The sequence below is a fragment of the Peribacillus sp. ACCC06369 genome, assembly GCF_030348945.1.
Taxonomy (GTDB): domain Bacteria; phylum Bacillota; class Bacilli; order Bacillales; family DSM-1321; genus Peribacillus.
Genome location: NZ_JAUCEN010000002.1, coordinates 1143495 through 1166273 on the forward strand (window position 1 = coordinate 1143495; position 22779 = coordinate 1166273).

Sequence of the window (22779 nt, forward strand, 5' to 3'; positions counted from 1 at the left end):
CCCGCCGGTATTAGGGAGGGTGTTTCCATGTGTTAAAATAATGAAAGCAACAAATACTAGATCATAAGTATCGGGAACAGGAGGAATAACAATGTCTTTATGCCCGCTTTGCAACGGTCTAAGAAAAATTCATGTAAATTGCCCGGAATGCAGCAGCAATCTTGAGGATAAAGGGAAATTCATGGATTACGCTGATGATTACAGTGCTTATATGGATATCGACACACTTAAGCTGAACGACGGATACCCCCAATCCCTTCAAAAAGGCCAGTGCCCGCATCTTATGAAATGCTCTGAATGCGGACATGATGAAGTGGTATTGGTCCAGGAATAGATTTGACCCTTATTTAATATTTGAATAAATGAAAAAAAGACCCATTCATGAACGGGTCTTTTTACGTTTAATTGGCAGATAACTTCATGCTTTCCTGCATTTGTTCGTCCTCTTCAACTAAAATGCGATGTTCGGTCCCTTTATCAAAAAAGTGTGCTTTATTCATGTCAAGGGCTAGTTTGATGTTCTCGCCTGCCTGGATAATATTCTTGGCATCTACCCGTGCGACGAAGTCCTGCCCCTCTAATGTGGAGTAAAGCATGATCTCCGCGCCCATGAGTTCGGCTACATCAATTTGGGTTGTGAATATACTGTTGGGGGACTCCGTGAAGCAATCTCCTTCGTTATGGAAATCCTCCGGACGGATGCCAAAGATCATTTCTTTTCCGACATATCCTTGATCACGCAGCATTCTCATCTTCAATTCTGGTATTTCAAAGGTTTGTTCACCAATTTTAAACATGCCTTCTTTTAATGTTCCGGTAAAGAAGTTCATGGCAGGCGATCCGATGAAGCCGCCGACGAAAACGTTTATGGGTTTCTCGTAAACGTCTTTTGGGGCACCGACCTGTTGGATGATACCATCTTTCATTACGACAAGACGTGTCGCCATGGTCATTGCCTCTGTTTGGTCATGTGTGACATATATCGTTGTGGTGTCCAGACGTTTATGTAGCTTTGCGATTTCAGCACGCATTTGAACCCGCAGCTTTGCGTCGAGATTGGATAATGGCTCATCCATCAAAAATACTTTTGCGTCCCTTACAATTGCACGGCCTAGTGCCACACGCTGGCGCTGACCACCTGAAAGGGCTTTCGGTTTTCTATTTAGCAGCTCTTCAAGTCCGAGGATCCTTGCAGCTTCATTGACCCTTTGCTTGATCTCCGCTTTTGGCGTTTTCCGGAGCTTTAATCCAAATGCCATATTGTCATAGACGGACATATGTGGATATAAGGCATAGTTCTGGAAAACCATCGCAATATCACGATCTTTAGGGGGGACATCATTGACTCGTTTGCCGTCTATAAATAAATCCCCTTGGGAAATGTCTTCCAGTCCGGCAATCATCCGTAAAGTCGTCGATTTGCCGCAGCCTGAAGGTCCCACAAAAACTATGAATTCCTTATCGGCAACACGAAGGTTGAAGTCTTTAACAGCTGTCACCTTTTTATCATAAATCTTGAATATATGATCCAATACTAACTCTGCCATGAAAAATCCCCCTTTTAAACTATTGATTACTTGTACTAATTAAATATAGTCTAAGCTATCAGTTTAGAAAAAAGTATGGGCACATTGCACAAAAAAGGATGAAAACCCCTGTTTGTAATGAAAATTAATCATTCAGTAAAAGAATCAAGTACGCAGTCAAGGCGTGACGAAAGTTCCTAATATCGAGACCAGTTCTTTCAGAGAATCTATCTATCCGGTATTGTAAGCTGTTCCGATGTATATAAAGCTGTTTGGCGGCATAGGTGGCATTGGAATTACATTCGATATACGTTTTGATCGTTTTGATAAGTTCAGTATCCTGCTTGGTCTTGCCGAGAATCTCATTGATATACCACTTTGCATTCGTAACGGAAAGGTCATTTATTAATGAGTGGGGGATGATGTCTGCTAAATCAGCCACCTTTAGATCCGGCAGATGCACTTGTGCCAAATAAAAACATTTTTTCTCCTGGTTCCTGTGATGATGAAGGTCTTGATTTACAGGGTGAAAGCGCCCGGTGAACATACGTGTCTTTACATAAAAGTCACTTTCAAGCGTGGAAGAAATGGCGATTAGTTCTTTATTTGATAAAGGTCCATCCTTGTCCGTTTCAATCAAGATTCCTGACGTTTCATTTTCCCAGACCAATGCTGCATCAGATGGAACGAAAGCGAGGAAGGCGTCTTCAAAATCGGAGTTGGAAAAATCTGCATGAGTCAGCTTGAAATGAATGAATCGAACATTCTCCCAGCTTGTTAAGGGCAATGGTGCATTCGGTTCGGATAAAAAAGTTTTCCATGATACGTCTTGATACGTATTTGGGTTATTTGGGTTTATGCAAGGAGCAAATAGCAGTTCCAATAAACTGATTTCTTCTGCGGTGATTTCTGAACGGGGAATCCCAAGTATACTTCTAGAGTCTTCGAACCAAACATATTCAGAAATTTCATCAGTATCCATTTTATTGGTAATAGCATTCGGGAATTTTTGTTTAAGATTTTCAAGCATCGTCTCCACCTTCTTTCTTCATATCCATATCATTATAGCGAAAAAGAATAAAGTGCAAAAGATTAAGAATATTACTAGTTTTTAAGAAAAACGACATGACAAGGTCAAATCATTCCGGTAAACGGAAATTCATGGTTAAAAGCGAGTTGGAATAAAAGTTGGAATTATTGTTAATTTTAGGAAAGGGTTTTGCGTATGCTTTATGGAATATCGTTTAAGAGGAGGCGATTGTATGAACATTTTAATATTGGGTGGTACACGGTTTATAGGCCGGTATTTAGTTAAAGCTGCGATTGAGAAAGGGCATGATGTCACACTTTTTAATCGTGGAAGCAACCCTGATGTTTTTGGCGAAATCGAACAATTAAGAGGGGACCGCGACGGGGATCTGGAAATGTTGAAGGAAAGACATTGGGATGCAGTCATTGACACATCGGGTTTTATCCCTCGAACTGTAGAGAAATCTTGCAGATTACTGAATCAGGTTAAACATTATACATATATTTCAAGCTGCTCAGTTTATAAGGATCCTAGCAAACCAGGCATTGATGAAAATGGAGCGGTTCATATACTAAATGATGCAAAAGTAGAAGAAATCACCCGTGGAACGGCTGGACCGATATACGGGGAATATTATGGTCCGCTAAAATCATTGAGCGAAAAAGCAGCTGAAAAAGAACTGCCGGGGAAAGTCTTGTCAATTCGTGCTGGCCAAATAGTAGGTCCTTATGATTACACTGACCGTTTGCCATACTGGCTTAAGAGAATAGCGGAAGGGGGAGAAGTTTTATCCCCGGGACGCCCTGGCCGTCCAATCCAATTTATCGATGCAAGGGACTTAGCTCAATGGATCATACAAATGATAGAAAAAGGTATGACAGGTGCATATAACGCCGTGGGACCGGATTACACTCTAACTATGGGTCGTTTACTTGAAGACTGTAAAAAGGTGACAAGAAGCAATGCTGCCTTTACATGGGTATCTGAAAAGTTCTTGATGGACAATAAAGTCGAGCCGTGGGGAGAGATGCCTTTATGGATACCGGAAGAGTTCCCTTTTCCAGGAGCCAAGGAACCTTTGAATGGATTTTTGGCTTTTGATAACAATAAAGCCATCAATAATGGACTAACATTCCGTCCGCTTTCTGAAACACTCGAAGATATTTGGGATTGGGAAAAGAATCGACCAGAGTCAGCTGATAGAAAAGCTGGTATCCACAGACAACATGAAAGTGATCTCCTTCGATTATGGAAACAGACAGTCTGATGAAAACTTCTTTTATTAGACTGAAGGATTGGCACCACATTTTGTTTAATAATAGGTACATAGAGAAAAGGGTGATTTGAAACAAGCAATGTTATGATTTGATTCCTTAATGTATTAAAAAACGATGGGGAAAAACCCCATCGTTTTTTCAGTCCATGGATGTGCTTGCGTGGGTTGTGAGGACTTCAAGGTTTTCCATGGCTGCTGTCACTTTTTCCCGGTTAATATCAGGGAAAAGAAGATGGATGCCTTCCTCTTCTTTGACAGAGTGGGCTGCAATCTCTTGAAGTTCCGCCCTATGTTCAACCGTCAGACCAATATCAAACAATGTCATAGGCAGTTTAAGCACCTGGTAGAATGGAATTAATTGTTTGATTTCTGAGAATTTCCCTTCCAACATAAGCTGGACTAAAATGCCATATGCCACTTTTTCCCCGTGAAGTAAATGATGCGTTTGCGTGATGGAAGTCATGCCATTATGAATGGAGTGGGCACCGGCAATGCGCAGGTACTGGTCACCAAAGCCGCCAACTAGACCACTGGTGATGATGTTCGTTTCAATTACACGCTTTAGTGAGTCTGTCCATTTGCCCTTTTCCAAATCCGCTAGGGCTTCCTCGCCATATGTCAATAAAACTTCCTGACATTGCCTTGCGGCCATATGTGCCAATTCAATACAAACGGACTTTGTGGCAAGTTTTTCGACCAATGCATTGCCCTCATACCATTTCGCCAATGTATCGCCGATTCCTGCCCGTAAAAAGCCAATAGGCGAATCCAATAGAATTCCCGGTTCGATAAATAACATCCAAGCGCTTTTTTCATGAATATCATAGCGGACATAGGAACCATTATCATCATAAATGACACTTAACGGTGTCCAGGCAGCGCAGGTGGAAGCCAGGGTTGGTATGAGGATGATTTCCTTTTGAAGCGAGTTTCCGGCCGATTTGGCGAGGTCGAGCAGCTTACCGCCTCCAATGCCGATTAATGCATCCACACCTTGTTCAAGAGCTGACTTCTTGACGCGTTCAATTTCCGGGTCACTGCATTCCCCGTCGTATGTGAAAAAGATCGTCTCAATATTTTCGAAAGAAGGAAAAAATGGTTCTGCAACTTTCCATGATTTTCTTCCATGAATAACGAGCACTTTACGAATGTTCGCTTTACTCAGTTTTGCTTCCAGTGTTTCAAGGACATTAGCTTTACAGGCATAATAGGCTGGGCCGCTGCGGACTTCCAGTAGGGTATTCATATTCGTTCTCCTTAATGTAAAGGCCTGTTTCCCTGAAAAGGGAAAGCAGGCCTCGATTATTTGATCATTTCATCCAATCTGGTTTTCCGAATCCGGCAAAATTGCTATCGATCACTTTTTCAAACTGGGCGGATTCCACTACTGATTTAATATCTTTGGCAAATTGAGCGTCTACATCTTTTGTATTCACTGCAACAACGTTTCGATACATATCTGGCATCTTTTCTAAAACAAGGGCATCCTGGAGGTCCATTTTCGCTGCGAGAGCGAAATTACCAGGGACAGCTGATAGGTCAACACTGTCTGTTGCGCGGGGCAATTGAGCGGATTCCAATGGCTTGAATTGGATGTTTTTTGGATTTTCCGTTACATCCTTTTCAGATATTTTTAAAGGGTCGACATCTGGGTCAACCTCAATCAATTTTTCATCCACCAGCACTTTAAGTGCACGTGCAAGGTTAACCGGATCATTTGGCAATGCAAGGGATGTACCGTCTTTAATTTCTTTCAACGATTTATATTTGTTCGAGTATATGCCCATTGGTGCTGTTGGAACTATGATAAGGTCGGAAAGCGTTAGATCATTTTCTTTAGCGAAGTTATCCATGTACACTTTATGCTGGAATAGGTTGGCGTCGATCGAGTTGTTGCCAAGCGACTTATTCGGCTGGATATAGTCGGTGAACTCTACGATCTCTATTTTGTAACCGAGATCTTCCAGACCTGGCTGGATTGCTTCTTTAACCATATCGGCGTATGGCCCGGTAGTCGCCCCGATCTTCAATTCTTTTTTGTCTTCAGTTTTTGGGGATGCATCATCGCTTCCGCAAGCTGCCAAGCCAAGGGCAAGTGCACAGACTGATAATAACGAAGCTATCTTCTTCATTTGAAATTCCTCCTGAAATATATGTATTGAATCATTGGAAAAATGACTGATTCTATCGTTTGTTAACTAAGTATGAGGCTTTGTCACCAACCATTTGAATGATTTGTACAAGGCAGATCAACACGACGATCGTCGTGATCATGACCGTGTTGTCATAACGGTAATAACCGTACCTGATGGCCAGGTCACCAATTCCCCCTCCGCCGATTGTCCCTGCCATTGCTGAGTAACCGATCAGTGAAATGGTCGTTAATGTCAGCCCCTGAATGATTCCCGGTTTTGCCTCCGGAAGAAGTACATCCTTGATGATCATCCATGGAGTGGCCCCCACGGCAATTGCAGCTTCAATCACTCCTTTGTCTATTTCACGTAATGCCGATTCCACGATCCTTGCAAAAAAAGGTATCGCGGATACGGACAGGGAAACAGAAGCCGCTCTTGGCCCTATCGTCGATCCAGTAAGCAGTTCCGTTAAAGGAAGGAGGGCGACCAAGAGAATGATGAACGGGATTGAACGGACAATATTGACTGCGAAACCGAGTGATCGATTCACGACGCTATTTTCAAAGAATAAATTCCTGGTTGTCGTAAACAGCAATACTCCAAGTGGTAAACCTATCAGAAGGGCTACCGCAAGGGAAACGCCGACCATATAAATTGTTTCAAGAAAGGCTTTATTAAGATCAGGTAAAATATTGACGATGGAATCAAGAAATGACATGTTTTAACACCTCCACAGAATTGGAACGATTTTTTATATATTCCAATGCCGAATGAATTTCAGCGGCCTCACCGATTAACTCAATGATCAAGATGCCTAAAGGGACATCCTGAATATACTCAATTTTACCGTGCAGGATATTCCCCTTTACTGAATGGGATTGGAGAGCGTCGGAGAGAATCGATTCACCGGCGGTTTGCCCTTCGAATTGAATTTTAATAATCGTTCCTTTACTTTCTTCAATCAAATGTGAGGGAAGTTCGAAATCCAATACACTGCTGATGAATTGCTTCGTTAATTCCTGCTTTGGCTGTGAAAATATTTCATAAACGGAACCTTCTTCAATTACCCGCCCATCCTGCATGACGGCGACTCGGTGGCATAGTTCTTTGACCACTTCCATTTCATGTGTAATCAACACGATGGTGATCCCGAGCTCCCTGCTTATCTTTTTTAATAACTGTAAAATCGCTTTTGTTGTTGTTGGATCAAGGGCTGAAGTCGCTTCATCACATAACAGTACGGTGGGGTCATTTGCTAAGGCCCGGGCTATGCCGACCCGTTGCTTCTGTCCACCGCTAAGCTGTGCCGGATAGACATCTTTTTTATCACTGAGACCTACGATTTCCAGCAATTCCAATACACGTAACCTGATGGCGTCCTTCGATTGATGCGCGGCCTTTAAGGCGAAAGCGACATTTTCATAAACGGTTTTTGAACTGACCAAGGAAAAGTGTTGAAATATCATTCCGATTTTTTGACGTTGTTTACGAAGCTCTTTACTTGATAAAGAGGTTAAATCAATGCCGTCAATGATGATATTTCCAGCTGTCGGACGTTCAAGCAAATTCAAGCAGCGGAGTAATGAGCTTTTTCCAGCTCCGCTGTAGCCGACAATTCCATACACTTCGCCTTTTTGAATGGTTAAAGATACGTTATCCACTCCGATAACTCGGTTTTTCTTCGTGATGTATTCCTTTCGGACTGAACGGATTTCAATCATGATCCTTCCCCCTTAAACATGAAAAACTGCCTCTATCATTCAGAAAGAGGCAGCGAAATTATATCTCGTCTTATCTTTCAGAATGCAAACATTCTGCAGGAAGTGGCACCGTTCCCGAAGGGCGGTTGCCGGACATCACAGGGCCTGATCCCTCCGTCACTCTTGATAAGTAAATTATTATTTTAGAATATTTCAAGTTTTATAATATAATCTATAATATTTGTAAAATTCCACAATGTCAATCGTTTCTGTGATTTGGTGATAGTTTTTTTTCGATAATGTTCCGTGCGGTTCATTAAAACCATTCCTGTCAAAAGGGCTCTTAGTCAATAATCCGTCTTTTACATCCAGATATTCCATTATTTCCTTGTCAAAAGGGTAAAGAGGTAATACATTTATTATAATAAAGTGAAAAAGGGAGAAAAAACTATTTTTGTACAATGATGGGGTGAAAATGGATGATAGAGATTAAGACGGTAAATGATGTGGTTTGTGTGCACGGGACTCCTGACGGTATCAAGTCGGGGATGAGTGTCTATGTTTTTTTAACGGATGGGCTATTGATAGATACTGGCGCACAGATTTTATTGGAAGGACTTGTTTCATTCTATGAGTCCGCAGACTTCGATGCAGTTGCCCTTACGCACTATCATGAAGACCATACGGGAGGCGCTGCCTGGATAAAGGAACATAAAAAGGTTCCGATATTCATTCATCCGATGTCGGTTGATGCTTGTGCGAAGGATGCTGAATATCCTGAATATCGTAAAATGTTTTGGGGAAAAAGAGACGCCTTTAAGGCTGAGCCGCTAGGCAAGGCCATTCATTCCCGCACCCAAACGTGGGAGCCGATTTTTACCCCTGGTCATGCGAAGGACCATATGGTGTATGTGAATCACAGCACTGGCATGCTCTTTTCAGGAGACCTTTTCGTAACACCAAAAACAAAGCTTATCTTACGGGAAGAGTCTGTCCCGATCATCATCGATTCCATAAAAAAATTACTCCGATATGACTTTGGGGAAGTGTTTTGCTGCCATGCTGGACATGTGCCTGACGGAAAGGAAATGTTTCGAAAAAAACTCGATTATTTGGAAAACCTCCAAGGTGAAATTTTACGCTTACATGATCAAGGGCATACAGTCCATGAAATCCAGCAAGTCGTTTTACCGAATCGCTATCCCCTTATCGAGATATCTGAACATGAATGGGATTCAGAGCATATCATAACTTCGATATTATACGAAAATGTTTTGAATGCCAGGGAGAATGGAACTATTTGAATATTAACAATAGATATTGAAAGGACGAGCTCTGATATTAATGCTTTTAGCATAATACCAAATGCCTACGGGGGATAGAATGCGGGAATTGGAAAAGGCAAGAAGACAGCATGTTGTAATATTTAGTTTGCAATCAAACAACTTCCATCCGGGAAGTTGTTTTTTTATGGAGGGGGGTGCTTTACATAAAAAAACATTTGATAGTGGGGAATATGACGCATGAACTAAAGTTCACTTTTTTTAAGTGGAGCTCCCCAAAAAGGGAGCCCACGAGTGTTTATTTATTGATATTGGGATCTGTTTCATCATAAAAATCATGTGCTTCCTCGATGTTCTGAAGGTTAGCGACTTCATACACATTTCCGCCTGCCATTCCTTCATTGATTATTCGATCGATATCGAGGAAAACGGAATCCTTGCCATCATATTCGGTATCCTTCAAAAATGTCATTTTTTCTTTATCCAAAATAAATCCCTCCTAGCCTTTTCTTTAGTTTAGGCAAAGGAGGGATTTTTATTCCGTTCAGGGGGTTAATGAATGAAAAAGGGGAAAGGGCTCATTCATATACATGGTAGACCATTAAGTCATGGATCATGCTTTTGAGTTGGGTTTCATCTGTTTCGGAAGGTGGGTTGGCTGTCCATTCGATGGAACCATCTTTATGGTATAAGGCTTTGATTGCCTCCTTTTTGAAATAAAATGAAATTTTCCATCCTGGCAGATTCTTATGCAGTGGTGCCCACTGAAAATGGGTGATCATATGTATAACCTCCATATATGCTGTCTTTCATATCATTATAATGTAAAACGGCAGCTGGAGGTGTCATTTTATTGTCAGGTTGGAAAAAGTCAATTCAATGAAAAGATTTTTTAAATGCAAAAGCCGGTTAGCTTCAATTTCCTCTTCATCGAACTGCATGGGTTTTGAGTTCACTTCGTATATGAAGAGCGAACCCGATTCATCTTCGCCTACATCAATGGAAAATTCTCCGAGAAACCCGATTTTTTTCGAAAGAGTCTCACCGCATTTTTGGGCGATATTCGCTAATTTTTGATTCAAGCTTCTTGATTGCAGGTCTTGATAAGGAAAAAGCTTACCCCCTCGGGGAGTGTGGGTGGTGATTTCCTGAGTTTGTGACATCCTTACTGCTTTGCCGGTCACTTTATAAAAACCTTTTTCATAATGGACGAGAATTCGGTAATCGTAACGATGACCAAAAATTTTTTTCGGTATGATCGCCTGTTGAGCAAGGTAGCTTCTTTTTAATAAATCCCTTTTTTTTGTTTCCCAGAATGAAGTGAAATCCGGAAAGGACTCACTATGCTTTAGGCTATTGAACAAAAGTGTCTCATCAGGATTTTTGATGATGGTATAAATGCCCTTCCCTTGGCTTCCTTTGCATGGTTTAAGGTAAATATGCCTGTGGGTTTCGAGGAAAGCATCCAAGCAATCGCTGTTCCGCAGGATCATGGTGGGGGGGAGGTGAGTGGTGAGGGCCCCGTCTTCCGTTAATGCTTCGAACATTACATATTTATCTATAAAACAAGGGTTGAAAAGGTTCATTCGATATTCTTTAAAGTGGTTGATGAGACGCTGGAATTCTTCTGAAGCCTCATAGCCCCTCGATGGGATACGGTTATAGATGATGTCAGGGAGGGGCATCTTACACTCGATCCATTTGTTTGAAGTGGAGGAAAAAACATACCCTCTCAACGACTCGGAATGCAGGGCATTTCCTGTGAAAGCATAAGTCAAAATCCCGTGTTCCAATAAATATAAGGATAGGTCCCGAAAAAGGGTCAGGTTTCCACCCAAACCTGATTCCTTTTTGGGATTGGAAACAGTCAGTATTCCGACGACAAGCATCCGGTTACCTGGAAATATGGTGATAGGAATTAGGGGGTGATTCGAATGGTCCTTTTTATAGCTGATCTCCTCTTTGGCAGACCCGGCGAAAAGATCCGCATTCTCATGAGTGTGGTGCCAATTTTCAGTGCGGATATCGTAAAAAATGTTCATCGCGGCACACTGATTGATTTCGTAATCGTCTGTTCCGTAAGGTAAATGGCATAATCAAGGCTGAGCTTTCTGGTCAGCAGTTCGAAATCCTTGAGTTTTGGATGGGAGAAGATGGAACGTCCAGGTTTGGAATTGGCTTCAAACATCCAAACCTGCCCTTTTTTATCCAATCCAAAATCAAATCCTATTTCTGCAATGATGCCGTCCAAGTTCTTTTCTATACTGTCACTTAGAATCAGTGCGGCTTCCGATAGCTTTCGTTCGACTTCTTTCGCTTCATCGTCATCTCCAAACAATTCGGCGACCGTTTTGATGACACCCCCGCTTTTAATATGGGTCGTGACGCTACCGGCACCAGCGATTTTTGCTGCAATCGCGGACACCTGCCATTTTCCATTACTGTCCTTGTTCGTATGGACCCGGAAATCCACTGGACGTTTTTCAGATCGAATTAATGGGATGCCCTGCTGCACGATAAGGTTCTCAAGCGGCCGGTCGTGAAAAATATGTTTAACAATGGCTTCCAAAGTGGAAAACTTTTGCAGTTTATTTTCTTTTGCTTCATTTGTATAGCGGCAATAGTAAACATCCTCATGCTTATCATAAAGAATTTGGTGAATCCCTAGACCGAGGCTGCCGTGAATGGGCTTTATATAAACTTGACGGTAATGGGAAAGAAGGGTTTCCACCACGGACATGGATTGAAATGGATACGTTTCCGGCAAATAAGGCAGTGCCCGCTCATCTGCGCATAACCTTTCATTTACATCCCATTTATTGAAAAAACCAGGATTATACCATGGAATGGTATATTCTTTTTGAAATTTCTGCTTCACTTCTTTGGGTCCATCGCGGTTTTCCGTCAACCGGTTTGGGAGACGGTCATAGATGACATTAGGAAAAGGAAATTCATTAATGTGCCAGTCATCGTTATCAAACACATAACCTTTGATTGTCTCCTCATCCCAATTGATTACATTCTCTCCAAAAACAAAGGGGATACAGCCTGTGGTCCTGCTAAGCGAAAGGAGCTTTGCGAAAAATTCCGTTCTCTCCCCTAATGGTTTGTTTGAAAGGCCGGTGAATCCTGAGGAAAAGATTCCGACAAGCGGTCCGATATGGATGCTCTTGCCGTATATGAATAAATGAAGGGGAATATCGGTATGATCGAATATAAGCGATTCCGCAAGACTTTCCGATAGGACGATTGATTGATTGACGGCCGGGTTTTGTTTGACGATGGCAGGACATGAATGTCGTCCGAAATAAATTAATTCAATCTCTGCCAAATCTCCAAGCTCTGAAGGATAGTAGAGAACATTGCCAGGGATAGCGGCAATTTCGGCAGGATAAGTCTTTCTCACTTTCTATTCACCTGCTTTCTGAAGATGTTCGGCTAAATACTGGCTATATTGAAACGGTGCGCGATGAATATCTTTCATTGTCTCCGGCTGAAGTGCCTGAATGATTTTCCTTCCGGGCTTCGAGTTAATATCCATTATCCATATTTGGCCTTTTTTATCGATGCCTAGATCAATCCCCAACTCGAATAACCTTTCAAAGACAGCTTCGGTTTTTACGGGCAGGGTGCGAAGGATATGCTGAATCTTTTGTTCGACAGCATTCGAAAACGTTTCCGGGTTCCTTTTGTTGAAAGTATCCAATGAAATGGCTTCCCCGCCTGTGGCAAGATTTGAGGTAATTCCATCCTTTTGTCCCGTACGAATTCCGCGTCCCCGTTCCATCCATTGATTCTTCTCGTTTTTTTGAAGTAAGATCCGTAAATCGAATGGCTCGTTATTTTGGTTGCGAAGTTCCAAATATGGCTGGCAGAGGTAACGGTATCGATTTAATAAATGCTGCAGCCATTTGTTAAGCTGAGATTTGGAGGAGAATTGGCGGTCATATTTGGTGCCCTTTTTCGTCATGGAAACCAAGGTCCCGTCTTCGGTTTTTGAAAGAAGATAGATTCCTGTACCACCTTCACCGAATTCAGGTTTGATGATGATTTTATCCAGGCGTTCCAAATGACCGGTAATATCTTCAGGTGTCGTCACTTGTACGGTCTCTGGAAAAAATGCCTGTAGGTGTGGATGGTTTTTTAGGATTTGGTACACTTCCCACTTACCAGGAAGGCCCAGCCCTAAGAAATTCGAGTTTTCTTTTAACCAATCGATTTTGTGTCGTGTTTCCGTAGACTCACGGACTAATCCGTGAAAACAGCGATCATATACAAAATCAGGTAAATCAAAAGATGTGGTGATCCAAGTTTCGTTCTCGGCATCAAAACGCTCGCCGCGCACTTTTTTCAGATCCATATCAATATTTTCCGGTGAGAATTTACAAACTTTCATATTAAATGATTTAGCGTTTTTGGCTATTTCGGTGAAGTAGTTGTTTTCATGTGTATCCGACGCGGCCATTAATCCTATTAACACGTGCTAGCAACTCCTTTTATCGATGGTTTTCGCGGTTAAGGGCAAGCATGAAATCTATGATGGATTTTACTGATGGACGAAACGTTTCATAGTTGCCATGAAATTTTTTCGAAGGTTTTGAATTCACTTCGATGATCCATGGATGGCTATCGGTATCCAGTGCTAAATCGATACCTAGCTCACCGAATGAATCGTCATGGTTTTCGACCAAGGCCTGGGCAGTGTTGTTAGCCAGCCGTACGAGCTTTTGATATATGCGGCTGGCGTCCTGAAGGTCAAATGCTTCCTTTAGAAAATCCGGCCCATTTTTCATCAATCCGCCTTGTGCAAGATTGGAAACGATAGTACCAGGGTCCCCAATCCGGGCAACCATTGATGAAACTTTCCATTCAAGCTGATCGTTCCGGTGAAGAAGTATGCGAAAATCAACTTTTCTCTGATCGGTTTCGAATAGGGAAATCCCTTTTTGAAGAATGAAGGCTTGTTTTCTGGAAAATATTTTTAAGGTTTCGTACAACTTTTCATCCGTATCAGCAAAATGTACATCTTGGAGATGCCCGGATTGCTCGATTTTCCATTTTTCAGCCACTTGCGTTAATCTGCAAATATTCCTGCCTTGGCTGCCTGATGTGGGTTTAAAGTAGATTACCGAATGCTTTTCTATAAATGTCAAGAAAGATTCCTTTTGGTTAAAAAGGATCGTCTCTGGCAAATTTGGCAACAGGTCATCTTCTAAGATTAGCAGCTCATGTACATCATGTTTGGAGAGGAACCTTCCATTGAACATCGGTATTGACCGTTCCTCCAGTTCAGTTTTAAATAGCTTGAAAGAATGCGATTCCTCAAGTTTGCGCGAGTGTATCCGGTTATAAAAAACATCAGGAATGGGGAGGGGCAAGGTTTGCCAGCCATCTTGCCCTGGCAGGTAGCCTTCCACAACTCCATCTTGAAGAGACTGCAATTTTACTAAATAGAAGGGGACGCCCTGCTGATTACAATATGATTTCATTTCCTGATAAAATTTTTCCATCTCGCCGAATGTCCCGTCTTGCAAGGGAGTCTGGTTCATGAGTGAAGCGAAGAACGGGCCTATTTTAATTGACCGTCCCTCCGCATGGTATGAGACGGAGATTGGATCGGATAAAACGGGTAAGGATAAAGTTTGGTTCATATCATATGAAAGTTTCAATGTAGGCTGGGATGACGGGAACGGCTGGACAAGTACCGGGACCGAACGGCATCCAGCCATGATCGTCAAGGGTTCTCCAAATTGAAGGCCCCATTCCTCAAATAGTTTTTCTTCGATAAACAGTAGCGCCTTCTTTCTAGTCTCTGCGGGATTTACCGTAATGAAAACTTTCTGATGGTTAAGGTTCATAATAATTCCCCGTTTGCACTAAGTTTGATATCCTTTTATAATTTAATGATGGGCAAATGTGGATAACACATTCTATGTTTTTTTAATTAGAAGGTGTCATCAAGCCTCTATTTAAGAAATAAAAGGAGAAATTTCATGGGTGAGTTTTGGGTAAAGATACTGTTTATGGTCGTCGTAGGTGCTGTAATAGGTGGCTTCACTAATTTATTAGCTATCAGAATGCTGTTCAGACCTTATAAACCAATCTATATTTTCGGGAAACAGTTGCCGTAGACACCAGGGTTGATTCCGAAGCGGCAGGATGAGTTAGCCAAACAGTTAGGCAAATTGGTGGTTGATCATTTAATCACCCTAGATAGCATTCAAAGCAAAGTCATCAATGATGCCTCTATACAGAATATGAAAATTTTTGTTCAGGCAGAAGTAAAGAAAGCATTGTCCACGGAAAAAAGTGCAACTCAATTGCTTGATCAATTGGGAATGAAGAATTCGTCATTCACGTTAGACCAGAGGTTACAAGCATTCATTCTTGGTAAATATGAAACATGGTCGGAAGAGAATCGGAGCAAGAGCCTGAAGGATATCGTCCCGTCTCACATTCAGCAAAAAGCCCTCGACTCGATTCCTGATTTGTCACGTTTCATCGTGAAAAAGGGAAAAGAGTATTTTGGCAGTGCAGAAGGCAAAAGCCGTCTTGAAGATATGTTGGATGATTTTTTCAAGGAACGGGGTAAGTAAGCTGATCAATTTAATTCAGATGTTCATTGGAAACGAAAAGTTAATTGATAAGATCCAACCGGAAATCATTAAATTCTTAGAACAATCTCGAACAATTGATACATTGTCAGTGATGATGGTGAAAGAGTGGGGAAATCTCGAGAAATGGGATGTAGAGAAAATCGAGGGAATGATTGGTAAGGAAACGATAAAACAATGGATTAAAGAAAAAACGGCAGAAATGATGCCTCTCGCTGGTATGATGAATAACCCGGTTCGTGAATTGACTGCCAATTTTTCGAACAGCATTGTGGAAAAGGGTGTCCCGATCTTCGTGGAAGAGCAAGTTTCGTCATTTTCGGTGTCCCGGCTTGAGGACATGGTCGTTTACATCACTAAAAAGGAATTGTCGATGATCACATACCTTGGGGTCTTACTTGGTGGAATCATAGGATTATTTCAAGGTTTCGTAACTGTTTTGATAGGATGACGTGTAATTCGCAATCGGATTTGTTATAGTGGAAAAGGTGTAGGAATACAATGATTACCGGGAGGGGAAATACATGAGTAACGTATATGATGCAGCGTATGAAATGGAAAAGGCGATTAGGGCAAGTAATGAATATGCGGACTTGCAACGCTTATATGATCTTGTAAATTCTGATGAAGCAACAAAAGGAATGTTTGAAAACTTCCGTAATCTTCAAATGTCATTGCAGCAAAAGCAAATGATGGGACAGGAGATTGCTCCAGAAGAGGTTGAGCAAGCACAAAAGACGGTACAGCTTGTCCAACAAAATACAACCATTTCACAATTGATGGAAGCTGAACAGCGTATGAGCATGGTCATCGCAGACCTCAATAAAATTATCATGAAGCCGCTTGAAGATTTATATGGCTTGCCTGAACAACAGCAATAAGCAGTTGGAGACTCCCTTCTATAATGGTTGGGAGTTTTTTTTGTTCCCGAAATGTACCGTATGCAAGGGGTGTGAACTACTATTTGTTCTACTCTCTAAATTTTAGTCATAAATTTTAAAGAGGATATTACAGATGGGGGAGATCAGCATGGTATATCGTCTACTTGCGGTCAATATCGACGGGACATTGCTCCAGTCAAATGGACGTTTAAATAAATCGACAAAAGAAGCAATCGATTATGTACACCAAAAAGGTGTCCATGTTGCACTTGTGACATCAAGAAACTATCACTCAGCAAAAAAAGTGGCCAAAGCCCTAAAAATAAATCCGATGATCGTTGCTCAACAAGGAGCGTTTGTCGGAGCTTCCATTGAAAAGCCCATTATGGTAAAAAGAATTTCAGAAGAACTGACTGCAGAACTCGTGCAAATGCTTGAAAAGACCACATGCCAAATTTTGCTCATTCATGAAAAATACTCGCTGGGCAATCGGGTGAACCTCCCGGAGAATTTGCTTGGCAAAACGGTTATGTATTTGAATGATCAAAATATTTATGCTCAAAATTATGTGGATGATATCAGTGAAGAGCTTATTGACAATCCGATGGCCCCGACGAAAATGGACATAATATTTTCAGAAAAAAGTGATCAAAATGAAATGCTGAAATTGATAAAGGAAATGTTCCCAGAGGTGGATGCAATCTTACATCCGGGCCATAAGCTGACAATTGTTCCAAAGGGCGTTTCCAAATGGAGCGGTGTATTGTATTTAGCTGATCATTTAGAGGTGAAAAGAACGGAAATCGTCTCGATTGGAGATGGATTGGATGATTTGGAGATGATTGCGGGTTCCGGTCTGGGTGTTGCCATGGGCAACGCGGATGAGGAAGTAAGGAAAGTGGCAAAATGGGTGACGCGCTCCAATGATCAAGATGGTGTTGCCTATATGCTTAGGGAATTTTTCCGGAAACAGCATCCAATCGATTTTCTGCAGAAGATGAATATGCTTAAGTGAATGGTGGGGCTCCTTCATATGGAAGGGGCCTCATTCACATTATGCCGCTTTGCAAGGCTGTTATTTTTCATAAATAATTCTAAGCAACTTTCCATAAACTAAAGGAAAATCAGTAATGGAAAGGAAGAATTCAATGGGTATTATCAATGCAAAAGAAGTACAAGTCGGTGACGAGGTGTTTGTAATTTATAATAATCCCCATGTTCCTACCGTTTCGAATATAAGGGCAGCGGAAATTGTCCCACATCCAAAAGATCCCAATGCAGTAGCCTTATTCCTGAACGAAACATTTCATACGATTGAGGATGATGATGCTTTGTTCTCTTCGGAAGCCGCTGCGGAAAAAGCATACAGTGATTATATTATGGATAACCACGATCAGATGTCTTGAAGTGGTGTTTACTTCGCTGTACTGGGAGAGAATGAACAAATGAAAGCCCCTGCTTTAAAGTGGGGGCTTTCATTTGTTTATTGGCTTGAAGCATCGAACACACGCAGCATTGCATGGATTTGCCCCATAAAAGCCCCGAACTCACGAGTAATGCTCAATTCACGAGTAAAAGCCCCGAACTCACGAGTAACGTTCGAAACTCATGAGTAAAAGCCCGGAACTCACGAGTAAAAGCCGGAAACTCACGAGTAAAAGCCCGGAACTCACGAGTAACGCTCGAACTCACGAGTAAAAGCCGGAACGCACGAGTAAAAGCCCGGAACTCACGAGTAAAAGCCGGAAACTCACGAGTAAAAGCCTGGAGCTCACGAGTAATGCTCAATTCACGAGTAAAAGCCCGGAACTCACGAGTAACGCTCGAAACTCACGAGTAAAAGCTCGAAACTCACGAGTAAAAGCCGGAAACTCACGAGTAATGCTCAATTCACGAGTAAAAGCCCGGAACTCACGAGTATTTGCTTCAAACTTACGAGTAAACGCACCCATACTCACATGTCAGGAAACTTTGGTGATTAAAACAACATATTTGACTGGTAAGTTGCCGACTTAAATCTAAAAAACTGTCACTCATTTTTCAAGAAAAACAGAGTGACAGCTTGTGGATAAATCAGTTAGTAGATTTTTTAATGAAGAGTTTCATTGCGTGAATTTGTCCTATATGATTGGCTTCGTGCAGGACTACGAAATTAATGAATTCTCCAACTGTTTCCATTCCGTTGAAAGGTTGTGCAGCTTTTTCTGTCAATCGTTCCTCCGGTATTTCAAGAAGACGACCAAGTTGTTCTTGCAGTTGTTGCTTTAAAACTTCAACGGATGGTACATCCCCGGTCCAGTTGGCGGGTTTTGATCCATATCCGAATAACTGGCCGTAATTCTCTGGCAAATTACTGTTGGAGTTCAATAAAAATTTTTCCGCTGCAGTAAGAACATGTCCAAGGTGCCAATGGATCGTATTATTAAAACCTTCAGGCTGCACATCCATAAATTCTGGATTGATACCCTCTATTTCTTTTAAAAGATTGCTGCGCATGGCTGTCAGCTGATTTTTCACATAATTCATTTTACATTCCCCTTTTAATCCTTTTTTTCAAAACACTATCTCATGAAATTATAGCAAGGATATTTCAATATTATCAAATTTTAGATAAGTCTTTTCAAAAGGGGAAGGCTTATCAATTTACAATTAATTTCATTTTAAGGGTTGTAATTGTCAGATAATTTATTATAATTAAAATAATGTTAGGTAAACTTACATAACTATGTAAAGTTAAGGAACGGAATGTTGGATCGGATAATGGTAATTGATTGAAACGGTGCATTGAAAGAGTTGCAGCCGAACTTAAGGGGTAGGTATTTTAACGGTATAGATTGGTAAAAGGAGAGAGGGTATGCGTTTAACAGCAAGAGAACAGGAAAAGTTATTGGTTGTAGTGGCGGCAGATTTGGCACGAAGGCGAAAAGATCGAGGCTTGAAATTGAACTATCCTGAATCAATTGCCCTGATTACCTATGAAATTGTGGAAGGGGCCAGGGATGGGAAATCCGTATCGGAATTGATGCAATTTGGAAGGACGATTCTTTCAAGTGAAGATGTTATGGAAGGGATCCCAGAGATTATTCATGATATTCAAGTTGAGGCGACGTTCCCGGACGGTACAAAGCTTGTGACAGTTCATAATCCGATTCAGTAAAGGGGGAATTCCATGATACCAGGTGAATATATCTTGAAAAAAGAACCGGTCATATGTAACGAGGGGAAAAGTCCAACGGTCATAACTGTCATCAACAGGGGCGACCGTCCGATACAGATTGGCTCACACTTTCACTTTTATGAAGTGAATACTGGTCTGGAGTTCAATCGTGAGGATGCTTTTGGGAAAAGACTGAACATTCCTGCCGGTACAGCTGTCCGTTTTGAGCCGGGGGATGCGAAGGAAATCGAGCTGGTTCCATTCAGTGGCAAGAGGGAAGTTTATGGATTAAGCAATAAAACGAATGGTCCGCTTGATAAGGAGTGAAAATATGAGCCATGAAATGTCACGTAAGCAATATGCCGACATGTTTGGTCCGACAACAGGAGATTTAATTAGATTGGCAGATACCGAGCTTTTCATAGAAGTGGAAAAGGATTTTACAAAGTACGGTGATGAAGTGAAATTTGGCGGGGGTAAAGTAATCCGTGATGGTATGGGGCAACATCCAACCGCTACAAGAGATGAAGTGATGGATCTTGTTTTCACCAACGCGATCATCATCGATTATACCGGCGTTTATAAGGCGGATATCGGCGTGAAAGATGGAAATATTGCAGCTATCGGAAAAGCGGGAAATCCCCTATTGATGGATGGGGTGACAATGGTGATAGGAGCCGCTACCGAAATAATTGCAGCTGAAGGAAAAATCGTTACTGCCGGAGGGATTGACGCCCACATCCATTTCATTGCCCCGCAGCAAATCGAGACTGCACTATCAAGCGGGATCACGACAATGATCGGCGGGGGAACCGGACCTGCAACGGGAACGAATGCCACGACTTGTACTCCGGGAGCTTGGAATATACATAAAATGCTCGAAGCGGCAGATCATTTCCCTATGAACCTTGGTTTTTTAGGCAAAGGCAATTCTTCGGCCAAAGAACCGCTTGTTGAACAAATAGAAGCTGGTGCGATCGGGTTGAAATTACATGAAGATTGGGGTACGACGGCTGCAGCGATCGATACTAGTTTAATAGTGGCAGATGAATATGATGTTCAAGTGGCGATTCATTCCGACACGCTAAATGAAGGTGGTTTCGTCGAGGATACGATCAAAGCCATCGACGGCCGTGTCATTCATACATATCATACCGAAGGAGCGGGCGGGGGACATGCCCCTGATATCATCAAGGCGGCTAGTTACCCCAATATTCTCCCGTCCTCGACGAACCCTACCCGTCCATACACGATCAATACGTTGGAAGAGCATTTGGATATGCTGATGGTATGCCATCATTTAGATCCATCCGTTCCGGAAGATATCGCTTTTGCCGATTCCCGGATAAGAAAAGAGACGATTGCCGCTGAAGACATTCTGCATGACCTGGGCGTTTTTAGCATGATTAGCTCCGATTCCCAAGCAATGGGCCGTGTAGGTGAAGTTATCCTGCGGACATGGCAGACAGCCGATAAGATGAAAAAGCAGCGTGGCAAAATGTTAGAGGAGGCAGGGGAAGGAGACAATTTCCGTGTTAAGCGTTATGTTGCAAAATATACGATAAATCCTGCAATCACACATGGAATCTCTGATGTCGTCGGATCTGTGGAAGAAGGGAAATTCGCGGACTTGGTGCTATGGGATCCTGCCTTTTTCGGGGTTAAACCGGACATGATTCTAAAAGGGGGCATGATTGCGCACAGTATGATGGGGGATCCTAATGCCTCGATTCCAACGCCGCAACCCGTGTTATATCGCCCGATGTTTGCAAGTTTTGGAAAGGCCGTTGCGAGTACGTCGATTACGTTCCTGTCAAAAGCGTCATATGAAGCGGGAATTCATGATGACCTTGGGTTGAAAAAAATAGTGAAGACTGTCTCGAACATTCGCAATCTTACAAAAAAAGATATGAAGTTAAACGGGGAGACCCCCGTTATAGAAGTTGATCCGCAAACATATGAAGTGACGGTGGATGGTGATTTAATTACGTGTGAGCCAGCGGAAATCCTGCCGATGGCGCAACGATACTTTTTATTCTGAGGTGATGGCATGATAGTTGAAGAAGTATTGGGAAATATAGAGTTTATTGAAAAAAAGGCGAAGCATATGGAAAAGGTTTATCTGGAAAGCGATGCATTAAGAAAACGGATACTAAGGGTTAAAACGGATCATGGAAATGAAATTGGGATACGCCTTAAAGAAAACAAGGATTTGATGGATGGGGACATCCTTTATATGGATGAAAATAATATGATTGTGATCCATACGATAGATGACGATATTTTGACGATCATGCCTACAACCCTAGGGCAGATGGGCGATATAGCGCATCAATTGGGAAATCGCCACTTACCTGCCCAGTTTGATGGCGATGAAATGCTTGTTCAATATGATTACCTGGTGGAAGAGCTTTTAATGGAACTGGATATACCGTTTCGCCGTGAAAAGAGAAAGGTGAAGCAGGCATTCCGTCACATCGGCCATTCACATGATTGAACGTTTGTTTCCGTTGATCCAGCTTTGTGATTCCAATTTTCCTTCTGGGTCGTTCTCCCATTCATTCGGGATGGAGACCTACATTCAAGAAGGGAAGGTACATGATGCAGCTTCTTTAAAGGCGTTTTTGAAGGTATACATTTCAAAATCTTTAACCTATACAGATGGACTGGGGTGCCGGCTTGCATATGAATTCGTAACAAGTCATAGGGCTGAAGGAATATGGGATCTGGATGAGAAGCTTTATGCCGCATGTTCGGCCCGGGAATCCAGGGAGGCCTCGAAAAGAATTGGACAGCAGATGGCTAAACTATGCTCGAACTTATATCCGTCCGAAGAGTTATCGGCATACTTGAAGAAAATCCAAGGAAAACAATGTTATGGACATCCGGCCATTGTATTTGCGCTTGTATGTACCGAACTGAATATTACCGTAGAAATGGCCATTCATGCCTGTTTGTATGCAGGCGTATCCTCGTTGATCCAAAATGCAGTAAGAGGAATCCCTTTGGGTCAGACAGCTGGACAATCCCTCTTATTATGGACACATGATATTATCCAGACAGCTGTTGCATTCATTAAAAGTCTTCCGGAGGATGAACTCGGACGGACACTGCCGGGATTGGAAATCGCTCAAATGAGGCATGAGCAATTACATGTAAGACTATTCATGAGTTAAC

Annotated in this window: 28 protein-coding genes, 1 pseudogene and 1 riboswitch; of the genes and pseudogenes, 14 read left to right on the forward strand and 15 right to left on the reverse strand. The window is 42.1% G+C overall.

The window, feature by feature from the left end:
- Positions 1-91: 91 nt before the first annotated feature.
- On the forward strand, positions 92-334 hold the full coding sequence (locus QUF78_RS06380) for a hypothetical protein (RefSeq protein WP_289324018.1): 243 nt from the start codon (positions 92-94) through the stop codon (positions 332-334).
- 67 nt (positions 335-401) lie between these two features.
- Here QUF78_RS06380 and QUF78_RS06385 read toward each other — a convergent pair whose 3' ends face one another.
- Both QUF78_RS06385 and QUF78_RS06390 read right to left on the reverse strand, forming a co-directional pair.
- Positions 402-1547 carry an ABC transporter ATP-binding protein gene (locus QUF78_RS06385; RefSeq protein ID WP_289324019.1) on the reverse strand — a complete coding sequence of 382 codons (1146 nt, stop codon included), beginning with the start codon at positions 1545-1547 and terminating at the stop codon, positions 402-404.
- A 124-nt stretch (positions 1548-1671) separates the two neighbouring features.
- On the reverse strand, positions 1672-2556 hold the full coding sequence (locus tag QUF78_RS06390) for a PucR family transcriptional regulator (protein ID WP_289324020.1): 885 nt from the start codon (positions 2554-2556) through the stop codon (positions 1672-1674).
- Positions 2557-2788: 232 nt separating this feature from the next.
- Between QUF78_RS06390 and QUF78_RS06395 the strand changes: the two genes are divergently transcribed.
- A complete protein-coding gene (locus QUF78_RS06395) occupies positions 2789-3823 on the forward strand; it encodes an NAD-dependent epimerase/dehydratase family protein (protein WP_289324021.1) in 1035 nt (344 codons plus the stop codon).
- Positions 3824-3971: 148 nt separating this feature from the next.
- Here the strand turns inward: QUF78_RS06395 and QUF78_RS06400 are convergent, their stop codons facing one another.
- From QUF78_RS06400 to QUF78_RS06415, 4 genes are all read right to left on the reverse strand, one after another.
- On the reverse strand, positions 3972-5078 hold the full coding sequence (locus tag QUF78_RS06400) for an iron-containing alcohol dehydrogenase family protein (RefSeq protein ID WP_289324022.1): 1107 nt from the start codon (positions 5076-5078) through the stop codon (positions 3972-3974).
- A gap of 64 nt (positions 5079-5142) precedes the next feature.
- Entirely contained in the window at positions 5143-5964 is an 822-nt protein-coding gene (locus QUF78_RS06405; RefSeq protein ID WP_289324023.1) for a MetQ/NlpA family ABC transporter substrate-binding protein, read from the reverse strand.
- A gap of 52 nt (positions 5965-6016) precedes the next feature.
- The gene (locus tag QUF78_RS06410; RefSeq protein WP_289317585.1) at positions 6017-6685 is read right to left on the reverse strand and encodes a methionine ABC transporter permease; all 669 of its coding nucleotides are present in this window, start codon (positions 6683-6685) and stop codon (positions 6017-6019) included.
- Positions 6672-7688, reverse strand: a complete 1017-nt coding sequence (locus QUF78_RS06415; RefSeq protein ID WP_289324024.1) for a methionine ABC transporter ATP-binding protein — start codon at positions 7686-7688, stop codon at positions 6672-6674. The genes QUF78_RS06410 and QUF78_RS06415 overlap by 14 nt, the downstream gene beginning before the upstream one ends.
- Before the next feature lie 67 nt (positions 7689-7755).
- Positions 7756-7860, reverse strand: a riboswitch (SAM riboswitch).
- 286 nt (positions 7861-8146) lie between these two features.
- Here QUF78_RS06415 and QUF78_RS06420 point away from each other — a divergent pair.
- On the forward strand, positions 8147-8971 hold the full coding sequence (locus QUF78_RS06420; RefSeq protein WP_289324025.1) for an MBL fold metallo-hydrolase: 825 nt from the start codon (positions 8147-8149) through the stop codon (positions 8969-8971).
- Positions 8972-9248: 277 nt separating this feature from the next.
- On the opposite strand, the gene QUF78_RS06425 is transcribed toward QUF78_RS06420, so the two are convergent.
- From QUF78_RS06425 to QUF78_RS06450, 6 genes are all read right to left on the reverse strand, one after another.
- Complete coding sequence (locus QUF78_RS06425; RefSeq protein ID WP_061461991.1) at positions 9249-9437, reverse strand: hypothetical protein; 189 nt, start codon at positions 9435-9437, stop codon at positions 9249-9251.
- A 91-nt stretch (positions 9438-9528) separates the two neighbouring features.
- Positions 9529-9732, reverse strand: a complete 204-nt coding sequence (locus QUF78_RS06430) for a YheE family protein (protein ID WP_289327251.1) — start codon at positions 9730-9732, stop codon at positions 9529-9531.
- Positions 9733-9795: 63 nt separating this feature from the next.
- Positions 9796-10992: a YheC/YheD family endospore coat-associated protein gene (locus tag QUF78_RS06435; protein WP_289324026.1), complete on the reverse strand. Its 1197-nt coding sequence runs from the start codon at positions 10990-10992 to the stop codon at positions 9796-9798.
- Positions 10989-12356: a YheC/YheD family endospore coat-associated protein gene (locus QUF78_RS06440; protein WP_289324027.1), complete on the reverse strand. Its 1368-nt coding sequence runs from the start codon at positions 12354-12356 to the stop codon at positions 10989-10991. The genes QUF78_RS06435 and QUF78_RS06440 overlap by 4 nt, the downstream gene beginning before the upstream one ends.
- A gap of 3 nt (positions 12357-12359) precedes the next feature.
- Entirely contained in the window at positions 12360-13430 is a 1071-nt protein-coding gene (locus tag QUF78_RS06445; protein WP_289324028.1) for a YheC/YheD family endospore coat-associated protein, read from the reverse strand.
- A gap of 16 nt (positions 13431-13446) precedes the next feature.
- Positions 13447-14499: a YheC/YheD family endospore coat-associated protein gene (locus tag QUF78_RS06450; protein ID WP_289324029.1), complete on the reverse strand. Its 1053-nt coding sequence runs from the start codon at positions 14497-14499 to the stop codon at positions 13447-13449.
- On the opposite strand from QUF78_RS06450, the gene QUF78_RS06455 reads away from it, so the two are divergent.
- The 6 genes and pseudogenes from QUF78_RS06455 to QUF78_RS06480 all read left to right on the forward strand — a co-directional run bounded on the left by QUF78_RS06455 (position 14498) and on the right by QUF78_RS06480 (position 17851).
- Positions 14498-14704 (forward strand): hypothetical protein, encoded by a 207-nt coding sequence (locus tag QUF78_RS06455; protein ID WP_289324030.1) that lies wholly within the window; start codon positions 14498-14500, stop codon positions 14702-14704. The genes QUF78_RS06450 and QUF78_RS06455 overlap by 2 nt on opposite strands.
- A gap of 239 nt (positions 14705-14943) precedes the next feature.
- A pseudogene (locus QUF78_RS06460) lies at positions 14944-15546 on the forward strand (DUF445 family protein).
- Positions 15518-16015: a DUF445 family protein gene (locus QUF78_RS06465; protein WP_289324031.1), complete on the forward strand. Its 498-nt coding sequence runs from the start codon at positions 15518-15520 to the stop codon at positions 16013-16015. Before QUF78_RS06460 ends, QUF78_RS06465 begins: the two are co-directional and overlap by 29 nt.
- Before the next feature lie 73 nt (positions 16016-16088).
- Positions 16089-16445, forward strand: a complete 357-nt coding sequence (locus QUF78_RS06470; RefSeq protein WP_289324032.1) for a YlbF/YmcA family competence regulator — start codon at positions 16089-16091, stop codon at positions 16443-16445.
- A 148-nt stretch (positions 16446-16593) separates the two neighbouring features.
- A complete protein-coding gene (locus QUF78_RS06475; RefSeq protein WP_289317575.1) occupies positions 16594-17460 on the forward strand; it encodes a Cof-type HAD-IIB family hydrolase in 867 nt (288 codons plus the stop codon).
- 115 nt (positions 17461-17575) lie between these two features.
- Entirely contained in the window at positions 17576-17851 is a 276-nt protein-coding gene (locus QUF78_RS06480) for a transcriptional regulator SplA domain-containing protein (RefSeq protein WP_483313833.1), read from the forward strand.
- Positions 17852-18005: 154 nt separating this feature from the next.
- On the opposite strand, the gene QUF78_RS06485 is transcribed toward QUF78_RS06480, so the two are convergent.
- The 3 genes from QUF78_RS06485 to QUF78_RS06495 form a co-directional block, all read right to left on the reverse strand.
- Positions 18006-18233: a hypothetical protein gene (locus QUF78_RS06485; RefSeq protein ID WP_289324033.1), complete on the reverse strand. Its 228-nt coding sequence runs from the start codon at positions 18231-18233 to the stop codon at positions 18006-18008.
- Positions 18230-18403, reverse strand: a complete 174-nt coding sequence (locus QUF78_RS06490; RefSeq protein WP_289324034.1) for a hypothetical protein — start codon at positions 18401-18403, stop codon at positions 18230-18232. Before QUF78_RS06490 ends, QUF78_RS06485 begins: the two co-directional genes overlap by 4 nt.
- Before the next feature lie 115 nt (positions 18404-18518).
- Positions 18519-18971, reverse strand: a complete 453-nt coding sequence (locus QUF78_RS06495) for a DinB family protein (RefSeq protein ID WP_289324035.1) — start codon at positions 18969-18971, stop codon at positions 18519-18521.
- A gap of 328 nt (positions 18972-19299) precedes the next feature.
- Here QUF78_RS06495 and QUF78_RS06500 point away from each other — a divergent pair, with 328 nt between their 5' ends.
- The 5 genes from QUF78_RS06500 to QUF78_RS06520 are packed head-to-tail and all read left to right on the forward strand — an operon-like array spanning position 19300 to position 22778.
- The gene (locus QUF78_RS06500; protein ID WP_289317572.1) at positions 19300-19602 is read left to right on the forward strand and encodes an urease subunit gamma; all 303 of its coding nucleotides are present in this window, start codon (positions 19300-19302) and stop codon (positions 19600-19602) included.
- A gap of 12 nt (positions 19603-19614) precedes the next feature.
- Positions 19615-19929: an urease subunit beta gene (locus QUF78_RS06505; protein WP_289324036.1), complete on the forward strand. Its 315-nt coding sequence runs from the start codon at positions 19615-19617 to the stop codon at positions 19927-19929.
- Positions 19930-19933: 4 nt separating this feature from the next.
- Positions 19934-21643: an urease subunit alpha gene (ureC, locus tag QUF78_RS06510; protein ID WP_289324037.1), complete on the forward strand. Its 1710-nt coding sequence runs from the start codon at positions 19934-19936 to the stop codon at positions 21641-21643.
- A 9-nt stretch (positions 21644-21652) separates the two neighbouring features.
- Entirely contained in the window at positions 21653-22099 is a 447-nt protein-coding gene (gene ureE, locus QUF78_RS06515; protein WP_289324038.1) for an urease accessory protein UreE, read from the forward strand.
- Entirely contained in the window at positions 22092-22778 is a 687-nt protein-coding gene (locus QUF78_RS06520) for an urease accessory protein UreF (protein WP_289324039.1), read from the forward strand. The genes ureE and QUF78_RS06520 overlap by 8 nt, the downstream gene beginning before the upstream one ends.
- Position 22779 lies beyond the last annotated feature (1 nt).